Annotated in this window: 17 protein-coding genes; 9 read left to right on the forward strand and 8 right to left on the reverse strand. The window is 50.0% G+C overall.

Annotated features, from left to right (window positions below; genetic code table 11):
• Window positions 1-1200 (reverse strand): DEAD/DEAH box helicase (locus TJ79_RS10410; protein WP_052339466.1); only part of this gene is annotated, 1200 nt, incomplete at its 3' end.
• A 240-nt stretch (window positions 1201-1440) separates the two neighbouring features.
• Here TJ79_RS10410 and TJ79_RS10415 point away from each other — a divergent pair.
• Window positions 1441-2046 (forward strand): hypothetical protein, encoded by a 606-nt coding sequence (locus TJ79_RS10415; protein ID WP_040950246.1) that lies wholly within the window; start codon window positions 1441-1443, stop codon window positions 2044-2046.
• Between the two features lie 41 nt (window positions 2047-2087).
• Here TJ79_RS10415 and TJ79_RS10420 read toward each other — a convergent pair whose 3' ends face one another.
• The 3 genes from TJ79_RS10420 to TJ79_RS10430 all read right to left on the reverse strand — a co-directional run bounded on the left by TJ79_RS10420 (window position 2088) and on the right by TJ79_RS10430 (window position 4362).
• Complete coding sequence (locus TJ79_RS10420) at window positions 2088-2861, reverse strand: DUF4367 domain-containing protein (RefSeq protein WP_040950247.1); 774 nt, start codon at window positions 2859-2861, stop codon at window positions 2088-2090.
• A complete protein-coding gene (locus TJ79_RS10425; protein ID WP_040950248.1) occupies window positions 2861-3442 on the reverse strand; it encodes an RNA polymerase sigma factor in 582 nt (193 codons plus the stop codon). The genes TJ79_RS10420 and TJ79_RS10425 overlap by 1 nt, the downstream gene beginning before the upstream one ends.
• Window positions 3443-3579: 137 nt before the next feature.
• Entirely contained in the window at window positions 3580-4362 is a 783-nt protein-coding gene (locus TJ79_RS10430; protein ID WP_040950249.1) for an SDR family NAD(P)-dependent oxidoreductase, read from the reverse strand.
• Window positions 4363-4593: 231 nt separating this feature from the next.
• Between TJ79_RS10430 and TJ79_RS10435 the strand changes: the two genes are divergently transcribed.
• From TJ79_RS10435 to TJ79_RS10455, 5 genes are all read left to right on the forward strand, one after another.
• Window positions 4594-5385, forward strand: a complete 792-nt coding sequence (locus tag TJ79_RS10435; protein ID WP_040950250.1) for a TIGR01457 family HAD-type hydrolase — start codon at window positions 4594-4596, stop codon at window positions 5383-5385.
• A 145-nt stretch (window positions 5386-5530) separates the two neighbouring features.
• Complete coding sequence (locus tag TJ79_RS10440) at window positions 5531-6433, forward strand: LysR family transcriptional regulator (RefSeq protein ID WP_040950251.1); 903 nt, start codon at window positions 5531-5533, stop codon at window positions 6431-6433.
• A gap of 29 nt (window positions 6434-6462) precedes the next feature.
• Entirely contained in the window at window positions 6463-7272 is an 810-nt protein-coding gene (locus tag TJ79_RS10445; protein WP_040950252.1) for a histidinol-phosphatase, read from the forward strand.
• Window positions 7273-7445: 173 nt separating this feature from the next.
• Window positions 7446-7649 (forward strand): helix-turn-helix transcriptional regulator, encoded by a 204-nt coding sequence (locus TJ79_RS10450; protein WP_040950253.1) that lies wholly within the window; start codon window positions 7446-7448, stop codon window positions 7647-7649.
• The gene (locus tag TJ79_RS10455; protein ID WP_040950254.1) at window positions 7646-8077 is read left to right on the forward strand and encodes a DUF6442 family protein; all 432 of its coding nucleotides are present in this window, start codon (window positions 7646-7648) and stop codon (window positions 8075-8077) included. Before TJ79_RS10450 ends, TJ79_RS10455 begins: the two co-directional genes overlap by 4 nt.
• Before the next feature lie 46 nt (window positions 8078-8123).
• Here TJ79_RS10455 and TJ79_RS10460 read toward each other — a convergent pair whose 3' ends face one another.
• Window positions 8124-10091: a glycoside hydrolase family 127 protein gene (locus TJ79_RS10460; protein WP_052339467.1), complete on the reverse strand. Its 1968-nt coding sequence runs from the start codon at window positions 10089-10091 to the stop codon at window positions 8124-8126.
• Between the two features lie 157 nt (window positions 10092-10248).
• Between TJ79_RS10460 and TJ79_RS10465 the strand changes: the two genes are divergently transcribed.
• Window positions 10249-11136: a helix-turn-helix transcriptional regulator gene (locus tag TJ79_RS10465; RefSeq protein WP_238322938.1), complete on the forward strand. Its 888-nt coding sequence runs from the start codon at window positions 10249-10251 to the stop codon at window positions 11134-11136.
• Between the two features lie 4 nt (window positions 11137-11140).
• Here TJ79_RS10465 and TJ79_RS10470 read toward each other — a convergent pair whose 3' ends face one another.
• From TJ79_RS10470 to TJ79_RS10480, 3 genes are read right to left on the reverse strand one after another with little or no spacing between them, the layout of a single operon-like run.
• The gene (locus TJ79_RS10470; RefSeq protein WP_052339468.1) at window positions 11141-11992 is read right to left on the reverse strand and encodes an RnfABCDGE type electron transport complex subunit D; all 852 of its coding nucleotides are present in this window, start codon (window positions 11990-11992) and stop codon (window positions 11141-11143) included.
• Window positions 11985-12908 (reverse strand): FAD:protein FMN transferase, encoded by a 924-nt coding sequence (locus TJ79_RS10475; protein WP_040950255.1) that lies wholly within the window; start codon window positions 12906-12908, stop codon window positions 11985-11987. Before TJ79_RS10475 ends, TJ79_RS10470 begins: the two co-directional genes overlap by 8 nt.
• A complete protein-coding gene (locus TJ79_RS10480; RefSeq protein ID WP_040950256.1) occupies window positions 12908-13528 on the reverse strand; it encodes an FMN-binding protein in 621 nt (206 codons plus the stop codon). The genes TJ79_RS10475 and TJ79_RS10480 overlap by 1 nt, the downstream gene beginning before the upstream one ends.
• Window positions 13529-13822: 294 nt before the next feature.
• On the opposite strand from TJ79_RS10480, the gene TJ79_RS10485 reads away from it, so the two are divergent.
• Both TJ79_RS10485 and TJ79_RS28670 read left to right on the forward strand, forming a co-directional pair.
• Window positions 13823-14515, forward strand: coding sequence for a response regulator transcription factor (locus tag TJ79_RS10485; RefSeq protein ID WP_040950257.1), 693 nt, complete (start codon window positions 13823-13825; stop codon window positions 14513-14515).
• 574 nt (window positions 14516-15089) lie between these two features.
• Window positions 15090-15818 (forward strand): sensor histidine kinase, encoded by a 729-nt coding sequence (locus tag TJ79_RS28670; protein ID WP_420319385.1) that lies wholly within the window; start codon window positions 15090-15092, stop codon window positions 15816-15818.
• The last annotated feature ends 7 nt before the right edge of the window (window positions 15819-15825 follow it).

The following is a 15825-nucleotide window of genomic DNA, read 5'->3' on the forward strand; positions in this document are numbered from 1 at the left end:
CGCGCCCGTGCGCGCTCCGCCGCCAGCCGGCGCTGGCGCCTTGCGGCCGCGGGCCGCCGCCGCATCGACAACTTCGCCGCCGTAGACAGCTTTCTCGGCAATCTCGATGCCGAGCTGCTTGGCGAATTTGTCGATGATAAACCGCTCCCGCTCCGTCACGAGCGACAGCACGGTGCCGGAGCGGCCCATGCGCCCGGTACGTCCGGCGCGGTGCACATAATGGTCCGCATCCACGGGCGGATCAAACTGGATGACGTGGCTGACTCCGGGCAGATCCAGGCCTCTCGCTGCCACATCCGTGGCCAGCAGCAGCTGGAATTTGCCCCGGCGGAAGCCATCCATTACCTTCGCCCGTTCCTGCTTGCCGGCCTCGCCATACAGCGCGGCGATGGACAAGCCGGTGTAGCGGATCTTCTGCTCCACTTCGGCAATGTCATCCGTTTCGTTTACGAAAACGATAGCCGAACGGGGATTGAGGGAGCGGACAATCTTCCGCAGCGTTTCGATCTTAGCCCGCTGTTCGCATACGAAGAAGAGATGTTCCAGAGTTTCCGCCGTCTTTTGCTCCGGACGAACCCGAACCTCCGCAGGCGATTGCATCCAACGCTTGGCCATTTCCCGAATCCCTTGGGTTACCGTCGCGGAGAAAAATAGCACCTGGCGGTCGCGCAAGGAGCCTTTTAAAATTTGCTCCACTTCCTGCTGCGAGCCAAGATCGAAAACCTGATCCACCTCATCGACTACGATCGTTTTCACGTGGTGCATCGACAGCTTGCGCAGCTTGATAAGTTCCACAATTCGTCCCGGCGTGCCAACCACCAGCTGCGGATGCAGCCGCAGCTTTTCCACCTGCCGGCTCAATGCCGCTCCACCGATAAGTTGCTGGACAAGCAGCTTTGTGCCTTCCGCAAGCCACTCCGCTTCCTTTACGATTTGCATACCCAATTCCCGGGTGGGCACCAAAATGACCGCTTGGGTCGCTTTCTGCTCCGGATCGAGCTTAGCCATGAGCGGCAGCAAATACGCAAGGGTTCTGCCTGTGCCGGTTTGCGACTCAGCGATCAAATCTTTACCCTCCACAGCCAGAGGAATTGCTTCCCGCTGAATTTGTGTAGGCTCTATCATTTTCCGTTCCCTCAATTTGTCGACCAATCTCTCCGGCAGAGGGAGCGAAGCAAAATTTTCTAATGATGTGGACATTGAACAGTCTCCTTAATCTTAACTTGAGTAGCTTCATTATAAGGGACAAGAACGTATTACCACAAATCTCGAACCTTCAAAGGCGATTATTGTTGATCAATATTTGAAAAAAATAACGAAATTAGCAATATTCACAAAATTGTCACAATATTTTTCGTCAGATTTCGAAACGAACCTATTTTTCTTACTGTCCTATGCTACGTAAGGCCGCAGTGCCAAAATCCAAAAGGAGTGATTGATGTGTTCCGTAAGCCAAAGAAAGTCCTGTATTCCTCACTCATCCTGATCCTATCTCTCGCCGTTCTCGTACCTTCCGTCTCGGCCGCTTCGGTTGATTCAAGCAAAGACATCTCGGACGGCACACTGACAACCGCTCCTGTCGATTCCAGCAAAACCATTACAACTGGAGCTCTCACTGCAGCACCGCCTGCTTCCGATTTCGTAGCCAAATTCGTTCCCGTGCAATCAACCGCCTCCACGAAATCCGGCGTAATGTCTGCTACATCCTCATCCGATTACCAATATCTCGTGCCTTCCTCTTGCACTTCTTCCATTTATAACAAGGCTACGCTTACCATGGTGATAACGGGAATCACGCAAGCAAACACAGTTGTTGATTTCGCGAGCGTCTCTACTACCCTTCAGCGTTATGACGGAACCAACTGGAATTCTGTCCTGTCAGGGCCGGGACAGCAATTGAAAGATACAACAGCGGCAGCCGCTTCAGGCGGAACGAATATATGGAAAGGGTACTATTACCGCACCATGTCCTATCATGTGGTTCAAAAAGGCCTTGTTTACGAAACCGCGTATTCCTACTCCCCCGCAGCATTAGCAACGCAGTGAAAAAAATAGCGGGCGAATCCGACCGATTCGCCCGCTTTTTATTACCGCATAGATTTCGCCATGTCAATCAGTTCTTGCTCCGATAAAGCTCCCATTATCGAGAAAGTGAAGTTACTCTGGACCCAAGTAATCTTTGTAGAAGCTTTATTGGTAATAATCAATCCATCGTTTCCATTCACCAGCACGGATTTTGTGTTCTCATTCCCCTCTGCATTTCCAATCCGCTCCGACTCGGTGAGTTTGTTCTGAGTTACAATGATGATTTTCCCGGTATCATCTTTGTATAGCAGGGTTAGATAAACTGCTTGAATTAAGCTTACTTTCGTTAACCGATAAGCATCCGGAACATAAGTCGGTTTCAATATCGGGTAAGGTACCGATTTTTGCGCCTCATCGACGGAACCGTACTCTCCAGAATTACTATCGCTATCGACCGCGGACTTATCATCTCCCTGTTTCGTCTCCACAAACCCGGGCGGCGCCGAAGTAACGGCCTTCTTCGGATCATCCTCGGTATCCCCATAGAAAATACTGGAGATTCCCCCGCCGACATTCTTCACGATTTTCATAACAGGCAGGTAAGCCTTTGTTTGCAGCGGTACGGAAAATAACATCGCGCCGACAAGAAACGCAGCGGCTACGGCGCCGCCTCTCCGCAATCTCTTCAGCCTGCGCTTCATCTTCTTCCTATCTTCCAGCTTTTTTGAAATAACTTTCCATGAAGGACCCGGATCGGGTACTTCGATTTGATAGCTTTGTTCCAGGGCGGCGGACCATAATTCGTCGAATTGATCATCGATGTTTTTCATGTCCATTACTTCAGCCCCCAATCATTTTGCAAGCGTTGTTTGACCTGCTCTCTTGCGCGAAATAGCTTCTGCTTGACGGCCCCTTCCGTTGTCCGTAAAGTAGCGGCAATCTCCTTGTATGACATATCGTGAATCCAGCGCATTTCGATAATTTGCCGATAATCCGGCCGTAGCTGATCCATGTAAAAGGCAATAGACTGCTTCATCATCCGCAGCTCCACCTGCTTGTCCACCGGCTCCAAAGGATCCGTAGGCGATGAATAGGGATGCTCAACATCAAGGTAGACAATATTGGAATCCAGCTCGTTCCGATTTCTGGAAAATTTTTTAATATGATTTAAAGTGGTATTGCGGGCAAGCGTCTTAATCCAGCCTTCCATCTTCTCCAAATCCTGCAGCTGCGAAGACTTCCGAATGGCGCGCATAAAAGAGTCTTGAATAATATCCTCCGTCGCCCCGTGATCTTTGATGATGAAAAATATTAACGGGTACACCAGATGATAGTATTCATAATAAACCTGCTGCTGAAGACTCGGGGCCAGCCCGTAATAATCCGTTGTAAATAGCAGCACCAAATGTTTCGACATAGCTGACCTCCAAAAAAGGCAAAGGAACCTATTTCCATTTTATAAGATTCGCCGCCCGTTAACAATGATTAACAGAATCGCAACTTGATCAATCAAAGAACGACGAAAAGAACCGGGGCAGAAGCCGCCGGTTTTGTTTATTTTTTGTTGAATAGTCTTGCGGCGTACCGATCGGCCAACCTTGGAAATAGCTGGTATAGTTTTATTCCGAAAGCCGCTATCCGCGGCATGTCGGTTTCATCTTTTCCCTTTACGATCGCCTTGATGACCGCGGCGGACACCCGTTCTGGCGGAAGCATCATCCATTTGATGCTGTTCACGTAACCGCCCGTCGGATCAGCCGTTTCAAAAAAAGGCGTGTCTATCGGCCCGGGGTTTATTGCGGACAACCTTACGCCCGTCCCTGCCAGCTCTTGCCGTAGACTGTTGGTAAAACCCAGCACCGCATGTTTGGAAGCTGCATATCCGCTGGATTTCGCGGAGCCCAATTTGCCGGCCATTGAAGCGAGATTGACGATATTTCCATTGCCAGCCTCCAGCATGTGCGGAAGCACATCCTTGATGCAGCGGACAGTTCCCATATAGTTGACGTCCATCATGTCTTCAAACGTATGTAAAGAAGTATTAACTGTATATTCAAATACGCCAAAACCAGCGCAGTTAATCAAGATATCGATTTTTCCATATCTAGCGCGAACCGCATCCATCACTTCACGGACCTGCTCATCCGAACGGACATCCAAGACATAACAAGCATGTTCATCTTTGATCGCAGCCGCTACTTTCTGCAGCTTCGCTTCCGATCGAGCAGCAAGAACCGGTATGGCTCCAATCTCCGCCAAGTCGCGGGCAATAATAGCTCCAACTCCACTGGAAGCGCCAGTAATTACGGCTACTTTGCCGTCCAGTCTTTTTACCATGGAAACCCCTCTATCTATCTTAAAGTTACAAACTCTTTACTTATTATGGGGTAAGATTTGGAAAAGGACAATGGATAACCAAGTGAAAGGTTTGTTCCCCTCTTCTCTTAGGGAGTGGAGTTCTTCATCGGTCTGTGCTGTTCACATGGATAAACTTCGCACCATCTGGTACGATACCATACATATCAAACGAAACGGATTCGCCTAGAAGCAGAGAACGGAGAAAAACCCATGACTGGATTTCTTATTGATTTGGATGGAACGATGTATTCCGGTACTCGCCCGCTTGAACATGCGGCTGAGTTCATTGAAACCTTGCAAAAACGAAATATCCCGTATTTGTTTGTCACCAATAATTCCTCCCGCCGGCCGGAGGAAGTTGCGGAACATCTTCAAAGGATCACGCGCATTCAGGCCTCCCACGAGGATGTCTATACTTCTTCCCAGACGGCGGCCCGTTTTATTGCCGACCAGAATCAAGGCAAGCGAGTGTACATGATCGGGGAACGCGGTTTGGAGCTGGCACTGAAGGAAGCCGGATTGGAACTTATCAAAGAGGGGGATGGCGATATCCCGGATTTCGTCGTCAGCGGCATCGACCGAGAATTCACCTATAGCAAACTGGAAACCGCCGTCGGATATATTTTAAGCGGTGCCAGGTACATTCTCACCAATCCCGATCATCTGCTTCCAAACGAGCGGGGATACTCCCCAGGAGCCGGTTCTCTTGGCGGCGCAATCCGGACGGCAACGCAAACTGAGCCGGTGATCATCGGAAAACCATCGCCCATTATTATGGAATACGCCATTGAGAAGATGGGGCTTCCGGCAAAAGACATCTGGGTCGTCGGAGATAATTTACGAACGGATATATGCGGCGGAGCAGCAGCCGGGTGCCGCACAGCCCTGGTGCGGACTGGCGTAGCGGCGACCCACGATATCGATGCTGCCGTACACCAGTTGGGAATCAAGCCTGATCAAATCTGTGATCATCTGATGGAGCTGACGCGGCTTTTGCCCTAAAGATTTGCGAACCAGCCCGCCCTCGATAAACCGGCAAATTTTTATTGCCCTCGACAGATGCTTTTCGTATAATGGTAGGAATATAAATTTTTTTTATTATGATCGGATTTTCAATAACCAGAATAAATGCCCTGGAGGAGATCGCATGAATATTAACCAACTGGACACGCTGGTGATGATATCGAAGACGATGAGCTTCCGTAAAGCTGGGGAGTTGCTGAATCTGACGCAACCGGCCGTATCCGCCCAGATCAAAAGTCTGGAGGATGAATTCAGCACCGTGCTTGTGGACCGCAATCAACCTGTCAGCTTGACGGACAGCGGTCGGCTTTTTCTGGAGCATGCCTACCGCATCCTTCACACGGTCGATGAGCTGAAGCAGCGGCTGGCGGATCTGGAGAACACGCCTCAAGGGCAAATCAATGTCGGCACGACAACCTCCATCGCCGTGCAGGTGCTTCCACGAGTGCTCTCCTACTTTCAAAATCAGTATCCGCTCATCAAGCCCACCATCCATTCCATGACTTCCTCGCAAATCATCACCGCTGTTGAAAATGGAACCGTCGATATCGGCATCTCTTACCTTTTTGACCGCAGCCCGCATCTGGAAAGCTCCATTTTGTATTATGACACCTTCGAACTAGTCGTCTCTCCTGCCCATCCGTTAGCCCAGGTTACCCATGCTTCTCTCGAGGATTTAGTCCATCTGCCATTTATATTGATGTCGCCGGGCACAGCCGGACGTCGGTTTACCGATCAGGTGTTCAAAGAGATGAATTTCTCGCCCAACGTCGTAATGGAGTTGTCCAGCAGCGAAGAAGTCAAACGCGTGGTCGAAATGAATCTAGGCGTCGGCGTCATTTCCAAAATGTCCATCACCAGTGAGCTTCGAATGGGCACACTTAAAATGATCCGCATCAATGAGCTGGAGATCAGCCATCCCGTCGGCATCCTTTACAAGTCTGGGCGGTATTTGAGCACCGCTATGCAGCAATTCTTGAATGACCTGAAAGGCATGCCGCAAACGCACTTCCTCGGTTCGGAATAATCGACATCACGGAAGGGAGTTACTCACTTTTGAAATTCGATATGCATACCCACCACTATCGTTGCGGGCACGCGTCAGGCAACATCCGCGATTATATCGAAGCCGCTATCGGATTCGGGCTACAGGTGATCGGCATCTCCGATCATTCGCCTTATTTTGCAAGTGCTGAAGATCAAGCGGAACCCCGCATCGCCATGGCCAAAAGCGAGTTTCCTCATTATATCTCCGAAGTACTGAAGCTGAAGGAAGAGTATAAAGATCGGATCGAGGTGCTGCTTGGCATCGAATCCGATTTTTTCCCGAAACAGGCGGACCTGTATAAGGAAATGTATGCCCCTTATCCCTTCGACTATATCATCGGCTCGGTGCACCAAACCGAAAACGGCGTAAGCATCTTTAACAAAAACCGCTGGAAAAACTTAAGCGATTTCCACAAAGTTCAGGTGAAAGACGAGTATTACCGGTTGATTCGCCAGTCGGCGGAAAGCGGCATGTTTCAGATTCTCGGCCATATCGACGCCATGAAGGGGAATTACCCGGCATTTAGCCAAATTCCCACACGCATGATCGAAGAAACGCTGAAGGCCATCAAAGGGCTGGATATCGCGGTAGAAATCAATACCTCCGGAAAAACCAAGCTGGTCGGCGGGTGGTACCCGTCCGATGACATTTTGGAGCGGGTGCTTTATCACCACATCCCGGTTACTTTCGGCTCCGACGCTCACGTTCCCGACCGAGTCGGCGACGAATGGGATCAGGTACTGCAAAGACTGCGGGAAATCGGCTTCAAGGAATGGGTCTTTTACCGGCAAAAACGCATCCAGCGTGTTCCGATCTGACGCTCCACATTGTACCTCATTAATCGTGCAAAATAGACAAGGCTTCTCTGCGGCAAGTTTAAGCCAGCAAAGAAGCCCTTTTTTTTATGTCCATGGAAAGTAAACTTGACATTATATGCGGCGAGTGATAATTTGGTAATGGAAAGTGTACTTTCCATAGGAGGAGGGGTATCTTGAAGAATCGCTTGGAAGAAATACGTAAACAACGCGGTATAAAGCAGGAAGATTTAGCGGCTGCTCTCGAAGTTTCCAGGCAAACCATCGGCTCTCTTGAAAATGGCAGATATAATCCGTCGATTCTTTTAGCTTTCAAAATAGCCCGCTATTTCGACATGAGTATTGAAGAAATATTCATTTATGAGGAGGATGAACAATGAAAAAGCGTGGCCATGATTCTTTCCTTGCGTTAGCTGGCATATTGTTGCTTGGAGCCGGGCTATTTTTGTTGAAAACAATCGATAACCTACAAAGCACTTTACAGGCATTGCCATATATTCTTATTGGCCTTGGTTGCGGTCTTTTCGGCCATGGCATGGGAAATGTCATTAGCCGAAAGGCCCTGAAGAATAACCCCAATGTGCAAAAACGAATGGAAATCGAAAAGAATGATGAACGGAATCTTGCCATTAGCTACCGTGCAAAAGCGAAAGCATACGACATGATGGTGCTTGTATTCGGCGCGTTAATGATTTCATTTGCTTTAATGAATGTCGACGTCCTCGTGATTTTGCTGCTGGTATTCGCTTACTTGTTTGTTATTGGCGGCGGAGTTTATTATCGCGTTAAGTTTGATAAGGAAATGTAAAAAACGCCGCCCATTTTTCAATTTGGGCGGCGTTTAGCTTGCTAATTTATTTCGTCCTTACCCAGACCGCCATTTCGCCTAGCCCGCGATTTCCCCATAGATAGTAGGGAACCGCGCGGAAAGCGGTTTTTTGGCTGGCCGTCTGATATGGACGATATGCGGTCGATTCTTGTTTCCAAGAAGCCGAGTCAACCCGGAAGAGTTGGCCTTCTACAACGACGGCGCCGCCGAACAAATCCGGCACAAACCGTTCCTGCAGGCTTTCATCTACACGAACTGCCAAGGAAGCAATCGGCGCTCCATTGTCCACTTCCTCCAGGCAATAGACCAAAGGTCCGCGCTGGAGAGCAACCTTTCCGGCATCTGCCCGAATCTCCGGATGAGCTTCCATCCATCTGGCTTTCATCGGCAAGCTCCAGTTAATAGTATCACCATCGGACCACATGCGGTCGATGAGGAGGTAGCCGTCTTGCTCCTTGTATGAATCGAGAGACGCAACCTCTCCGTTGATCGCGAGCTGCGGCAAACCATCGCACCATGACGGAATCCGCAAAGCCAATGTAAACCGGGTTGAAGACGGCAAACCGATTGCAAACGATACATCGCCGTTCCAAGGAAAAGATGAGGTTTGTTTCAAATCGACGACGCCATTTTCCAGCTCAAAATGAGAATCGCTTCCGATATACAGATGCGTGTAAATCGAATTGGCGGTTGATGTGTAGATATACTGATCCAATGAGGCTAGCAAACGGGCCACATTAGGCGGGCAGCAGGAGCACCCGAACCACTTTTGGCGTTCCGCTTTAACATGGTGCCTGCCGGGATTTTTAACGCTTGCTTCCGGCCATACTTCGAGCGGATTGACATAGAAGTAGTGCTTCCCGTCCTTGGACATGCTGGCCGTCACCAAGTTGTAGAGCGCCCGCTCCATTCCGTCCGCGTATTTGCTGTCTGCTTCCAACTCAAGCATGCGCTTGGCAAAGAAAATCAAACCGATGGAGGCGCAGGTTTCCGCGTAAACCGTGTCGTTCGGCAAATCGTAATCGAAGCTGAACGCTTCGCCATGATGAGTAGAACCGATGCCGCCAGTTATATACATCTGCTTCTCAGTGATGTTATTCCAGAGCCTGCGGCATGCGGCAAACAATCCCTCATCTCCGGTCAACCGCGCCAGATCGGCCATCGCAGTGTACAAATAAACAGCCCGGACCGCGTGCCCTGTTGCTTTGTCATGTTCCCGTACCGGCCGATGCGCTTGATAATAGGCCAAATCAAGGGGCACTTTTGTTTGGGTCCAGTGGGAGATGCCGCCGCGTTTTTCCCATTCCTCGGTGAAAAAGGACGGTTTGCTTCCACGCTCGTCAATAAAGTATTGGCTGAGCCGCAAGTACTTCTCTTCCCCTGTCGCCTCGTACAGCTTGATGAGGGCAAGCTCCACTTCCTCATGGCCGTCATAGCCATGCATCTTCCCTTCCTCAGCACCAAACACTTCTCCGATATAATCCGCAAACCGGCACATGGCATCCAGCAGCTTGCGCTTGCCGGTTCCTTGGTAGTAAGCCACTGCCGCTTCCATCATATGGCCCGCACAGTACAGCTCATGACACTCCGTCAAGTTCGTCCAACGTTTGCCCGGCTCCTTCAACGCAAAATACGTATTCAGATAACCGTCTTCACCCTGAGCTTGGACGATCAGATCGATCGCTTCGTCCGCCAGCTTTTCCAATTCCGGATCGGGATGGACTGCCAGGGAATAACCAACGGCCTCAAGCCATTTGGCCAGGTCGCTGTCTTGAAAGACCATTCCCCCGTATTCTCCGGTCTCCAGCCCTGCGGTAATGCGGAAATTTTTGATGGCATGGCTGGGCTCAGCGCCGGGAATCCGGTCGTTCAGCGCTTCCCATTGATATGGGATCACCGTATCCCGCACCTTCGTCTGATAGTCGGACCAAAACCCGTCGTCGATGCGAACCTTTTGCAGCGGTTTATTTTGAGTTGCTTTCAAAGATATCATTCGCTTCTGAAACCTCCCGAAAATATACTCTATCCAAACCTTGTACAATTCTCATTTTATTGTGTAAAATCAGCCTATGCCAGTATCCGAATCAACCTCTTTTTTATAAAATTCAACACAGAAGGACGAAACGCAAACGATATGAGTGAATCTCTCTATGTCGCCCTCACAGCGCCCCCCATGCCTTATTATATCGAAAGCGGAGTCCACGACCTATCAGTGCGGCGATCAGCACCCGAACCGTTACCGGATCGGCGTATTTGACTTGCTTTACGTAGTGGAAGGCGTTCTATTTATCGGAGAAGAAACGAGGCAGTGGGAGCTATCCGCCAGCCAGTTTCTGCTGCTCTTGCCGGATCGGCATCACTTTAGCGTCAAGCCTTGCGAGAGCGAGACTGTTTTTTATTGGCTTCATTTTGAAGCTTCCGGTGGGTGGGTTCAGGGTCAGGATGAACCTGATCTTCGCTTCTCTCCCGTTAAAACAATGGGCGGGCAATCCGGCTTCGACCTAAGCGGCAGATATGATCCCTACCGGATCATTATTCCCAAGTATGGAAATGCTCCTGATCCGGATAGCATGCGGTTCACGATGCAGCGCTTGCTGGATTTGGGCATAGAGAGGCGGTCCCTCGCCTTTTGGGAGGAACAAAAGCACTTTCAACAATTACTGAGCTTAATGGAGGCAGGGAGCAAAACGAATACATCCGCCGCCGCCATCTTGCTCGCCGAAAGAACCGAAGCCTATCTTAGGCAACATTACGCCGAGGACATCACCAATGATGTTCTCTCGCAAACACTGCATTTTCACGTCAATTATATCGTCCGCTGCATGAAAGAGGTGTATGGCTGCACGCCTCAAGATTACCTCCACAACTACCGCCTGGAGCAAGCGAAACTGCTTCTGGTCAAAACGGAGTGGCCGGTGTCCCTCATCGCCGAGCGAGTTGGATTCCGCAACACCCCCTATTTCTCAAACTCCTTCCGTGAACAGGTCGGGATCTCTCCGCTGAAGTACCGGAAAAGGTTTCTCATTGGCCAAGGATAAACGGTTAACGTGTTTTATCTACTGCCCGTTTGATCGCCGATACGATCGTATGCCACAGGTTGGCGGAAAGCAGCCCCGCAAGCAGGAAGGATAATCCGCCGAAGGACAAATTGATCCATGCGCTTATGCCGACAGCGACCAGTGAGAACAGGACTTGTTCAATCGGTTTGCTGGGCGAGGTAGGGGGATCGGTCATCATGAAAAACGCCAGAAACAACGCTGAGTTTAGAAATGGAACGCGGAACATGTCGCTTACATCCGCTGTTCCAAACATGGCAATCGCCAGATAAACAGAAAAATAAAGGCCAAGAAAAGTAAAAACAAGCGGAAATTTACGAACCTTGGACGTGACCCAATACCCTCCGGCCAGTAGTACAATCAGAAACCAGGCGGATAAATCGGGCAGCCCTCCCCACCAATCCTGTCCGGTGGAAAAAAGCAAAAGAACGACAAGCAATCCGAAAGCCGCCGGGTTGAAAATTGGCTTTTTGCGAAACGCCAGCAAATGCTTGGAAGCGATTGAAATCGCCGCTGTAAGGAAGACGATCTGCCAGTGGGTAACGGGGCTCATCACCATCCCGATGATGATACCGGTGAGAAGAGCGCCATCGGGAACAAGCCGTTTTCTTTTCTGTAGCCGCATTACGGCATAATCAAGAAGAACGGAAGTAACGACTGCTACCCCCATGTTCAATAATCCGTGATAAGAGACAGTCGCAATCGAGACCAATGCCGCCAGTCCGATAAGGATGATCAAGAGGTTTCCTTTTGGCGTCTTAAAATAATTTGGTTTCCGTTTTTTCCGTTTCGGACTTTCCTTTAATTGGCGTTGGCCGATCAAATGGATGTTATTCATACACATACCTCTTCATTTTAGCAGTCGTGGACAGGTCGCATGACGAAGAAATCAGCAATCCCTCAAAGCCCATAGAATTGAGCATCTCCAACCCGCGACTCCGCCCCAGTAAAAATACAGCAGTGGAAAAACCGTCGGCAAGCATGGCATACGGTGCGATTACCGTACAGCTGAGCAGTTCATCGCTGGAGCTTTTCGTATGAGGATCAAGCAGATGGTGCGTTGTGCCATCCAGCGGGCTTCTCCGCTCATAGCTGCCCGATGTGCATACTGCCATATCTGAAATACGCAGGACTCTGATCGTGCGGTCCGTTTCCAACGGATGGCGGATGCCGACATGCCAGGGCTCACCATGCCCGTTCAGTCCGCCGGCAAATAAATCGCCACCGGCTTCTATTAAATAGCCGCAGTGCTCCTCTAATTCCCGTTTGGCTAAATCCACGGCCACTCCCTTGGCCACCGCCCCCAAATCGAGCAGCATCGGCTTGAACAAGGTGATCGTCCGCTTATGTTCGTCGAGTTCGAAGTCTCGAAAAGAAACAGACACCGGAGAATCAGGTAAAGGCGCGGGACTGCTACCGGTCAAATAATGACGGGCGAAGCCTTTCCGTTCCAAGAGTTGTCCGATGGTGGGGTCGAAGATTCCCCCCGTCGTTTCGGCTAGCTGCCTGGCAAAACGCAAGGATTCAAAGAGTAGCGGGCTGACCCGCTGCGGACTGGAAATGGTTAGTGAAAGCTTCCTCAACTCGCTGTTCCCATCGAATCGGCTGCACGTTTCCTCTACGAGCCGAAAGGCTGCAATAGCTCGTTCTATGCTCTCGTTCACCGCTTCCGCCGAATCATTAGACACAACTTTGAGGTTCACAACGGTATCCATAGCGATGAATGAGTGGGTGATCATGCGCATCGCCGCCATCACGCCTGCTCCGCCTGGCTGAGAGCATCATTGACCGCGTTGATGAAATCTTCCGAACTGCGCGTTGCCCCGCTTACGGTGTCGACCTCCGGGCTTTGCTTGGCGATGACTTCTGTGGGAAGAGAATCGATGACCCACTCCGGATATCGGGTTGCACAGTTCGTGATTTCAACCGCAGAGATTTTCCCGCTCTTAATCGTAACGCTCACCTCGACTGTACCGAAGCGGTTTGTGCCGGAGCCGTTGTACGTGCCGTCTTTATATTTTGTTTGGAGAGTGGATGACCCTTGATTCGAGTCGGCGGCCGAAGCCGATTTGGGCGCTGCTGACGGACTCTCGCTGACATTCGGGGTTGATGCGGCAAACGGCTGCTCAGCTTGATGCCGGTTATGAAACCTCGCTCCTGGAGGAATAATTTTTGAAGAGTCCGTTGACGGAGTCGGGCTTGGCGCGACTGTAGGTCCGCTTCTGACGCTGGGTTCGGGGGATGCCGTCCAGCTATTCTGTATATTGCTCTCCTCCTGAGCGGTTACCGGTTGGGTGACGGAATACCCGGTTGCATAAATAATGCCGATGGCGGTTGAACACATGACGATAAACTTCTTGCCACTTACGGCCATATAATCATCTCCTATCGATAAAAACATTAATCCGCTGCACCCTGCCCTGAAATAACCTTTTCTCGTGTAGGTTAGCTTCAGGCGGCCTGTGCTGAAATTTCATACATTCGCTGATGCCTCGACAGCGGCATGTATGTCTTGCAGCGTTTTCTCTGCAATCTTAGAATTCGGCGCATGAAAAAATCATGAAATTAGATCCTAATATTGCCACTGATCTTTCATTATTTTTTCATAATCGTTCTCTTATAATGTGAGATAAGACATTGGATAGGGAAAATAAGGAAAGGGATATATATGCGAATACTGTTGGTTGAGGATGACGACAAACTCGGCTTCATGATTCAATACAAGCTGGGTCAGGTTGGGCATCAAGTGGATTGGGCGCAAATGGCAGAGGATGCGGAGGATTTCCGGGGCGCGGAAGGTTATGATCTTTATATTTTGGATTGGATGCTGCCCGGAAAAACCGGCCTTGACCTTTGCAAGGAATGGCGGGACCAACAAGATAAGACTGCGATATTGATGCTGACCGCACGGGACGCGGTACAGGATCGGGTGAATGGCCTCCTTCAGGGGGCTGACGATTATTTGGTAAAGCCGTTTGCTTTCGAAGAGCTGTTTGCCCGCATTTTCGCATTAGATCGGCGCAAGCAGACAAACGGCTATGAAGAAGCGTACTCCCTTGGGGATCTTACCTTGAATCCCCTAACCCAGGAAGTTGCGAGAGGCGGGATGTCCATCTATTTGACGAAACGGGAGCTCCAGCTATTGGCGTTCATGATGCGGCATCCAGAAGAAGTCCTGTCGAGAGAGCGTATCTTAACCCACGTTTGGGGAAGCGGGACCGAAGTAACCTTGAATGCCGTTGACGCCACGGTAAAGCTTCTGCGCAAAAAGATTGACGATCCTTTCGATTTTAAAATGGTACAAAGCGTTCACGGCAGAGGGTATCGGTTAACCGATAAGGGAGAAGACGACCATGATTAAACAGACGCGTCGAAAACTGCTGTTTATTTACAGCAGCATTATTGCTCTGATACTCGTGATCATGGCGGCTTCTTTTTACTTCATTTTATCGGGCGTTATGACTCGGGATGAGCATAGCCGTCTGGATAAGGCAGGTAATAAAACGGTGCAGGAATGGCTTCACCATACGGCGGGAATCAAATCGATAGAGAGTTTGGGCCACCCTCATGAAGGAGGTATGGAGTGGGAGTTTTTACAGATTGATCAATTCGCCATTGTACGCGATGTTCAAGGCAACATCATCTCCACTTCGGGCGACCGCGTCCCCCTTTCAAATGATGAGATTCAGCAGCTCGTAAAAAAAACGGACGTCTCCACTTATCAGCGCATGGAGCAGCATTCAAGCGAAGGCCGCAACGTGTATGCCATTTACCGTATCGCCACTAATGACGGAAGAGGAAGCGTTATTTACATCGGTGAGAACATCAGCAAGATGATGATTTTGCTGAACGAAATGAAATGGCTGATTTTCGGACTAACCTTCGTTCTCCTACTCATTGCAACGGTGACTGGGCATATATTTGCCGGCGGGGCAATGGTTCCGATCGTCCGCTCCTTCAAGAGACAACAGGAGTTTACAGCGGATGCATCCCATGAACTGCGTACACCCTTAAGCGTCTTGCAATCGTCTGTAGAAATTCTGGAGGAGCAAAAAAAACAGCTGCCCGCTATCCATCAGACTGTTCTAGGCCATATGAAGGATGAAATTGCACGGATGATTCGCTTGACCGATCAACTTCTTATGCTAGCCCGGGGGGAAGCAGACACACTGCAAAGCAGACAGGAAACTTTCGAATTGCGTCAAACCGTATATTCGGCGATAGAACGAATACAGACGATTGCAAAGGATAAACGGATAGACATCCGCTTGGAGGATACGCTTCCGGGAGGAACGTTTTTATATGGGGGAGATCCCGATCAGATCAATCAGTTGCTTTACATTTTGTTGGACAATGCGATCAAATATTCCTTTACCGACGGGGCTATAACGGTACATATAGGCAAGAGCGGAGAAGCGGAAGTGGAACTATCCATCGAAGACAAAGGGTGCGGAATCCCGGCGGAAAATCTGCCGCATCTGTTCCAGCGATTCTACCGCGTTGACAAAGCGCGATCACGCCATCTGGGAGGAACCGGCTTGGGATTATCTATTGCCGCTCAAATTACCCGTAATCACGGGGGGCAAATCAACGTATCCAGCGAGATCAATCGGGGTTCTACATTTACGGTAAAATTGCCTATTCGTAAAACCAATCCTAACTAAAGGGGGA

This window comes from Gorillibacterium massiliense, assembly GCF_000455485.1.
Lineage (GTDB): Bacteria > Bacillota > Bacilli > Paenibacillales > NBRC-103111 > Gorillibacterium > Gorillibacterium massiliense.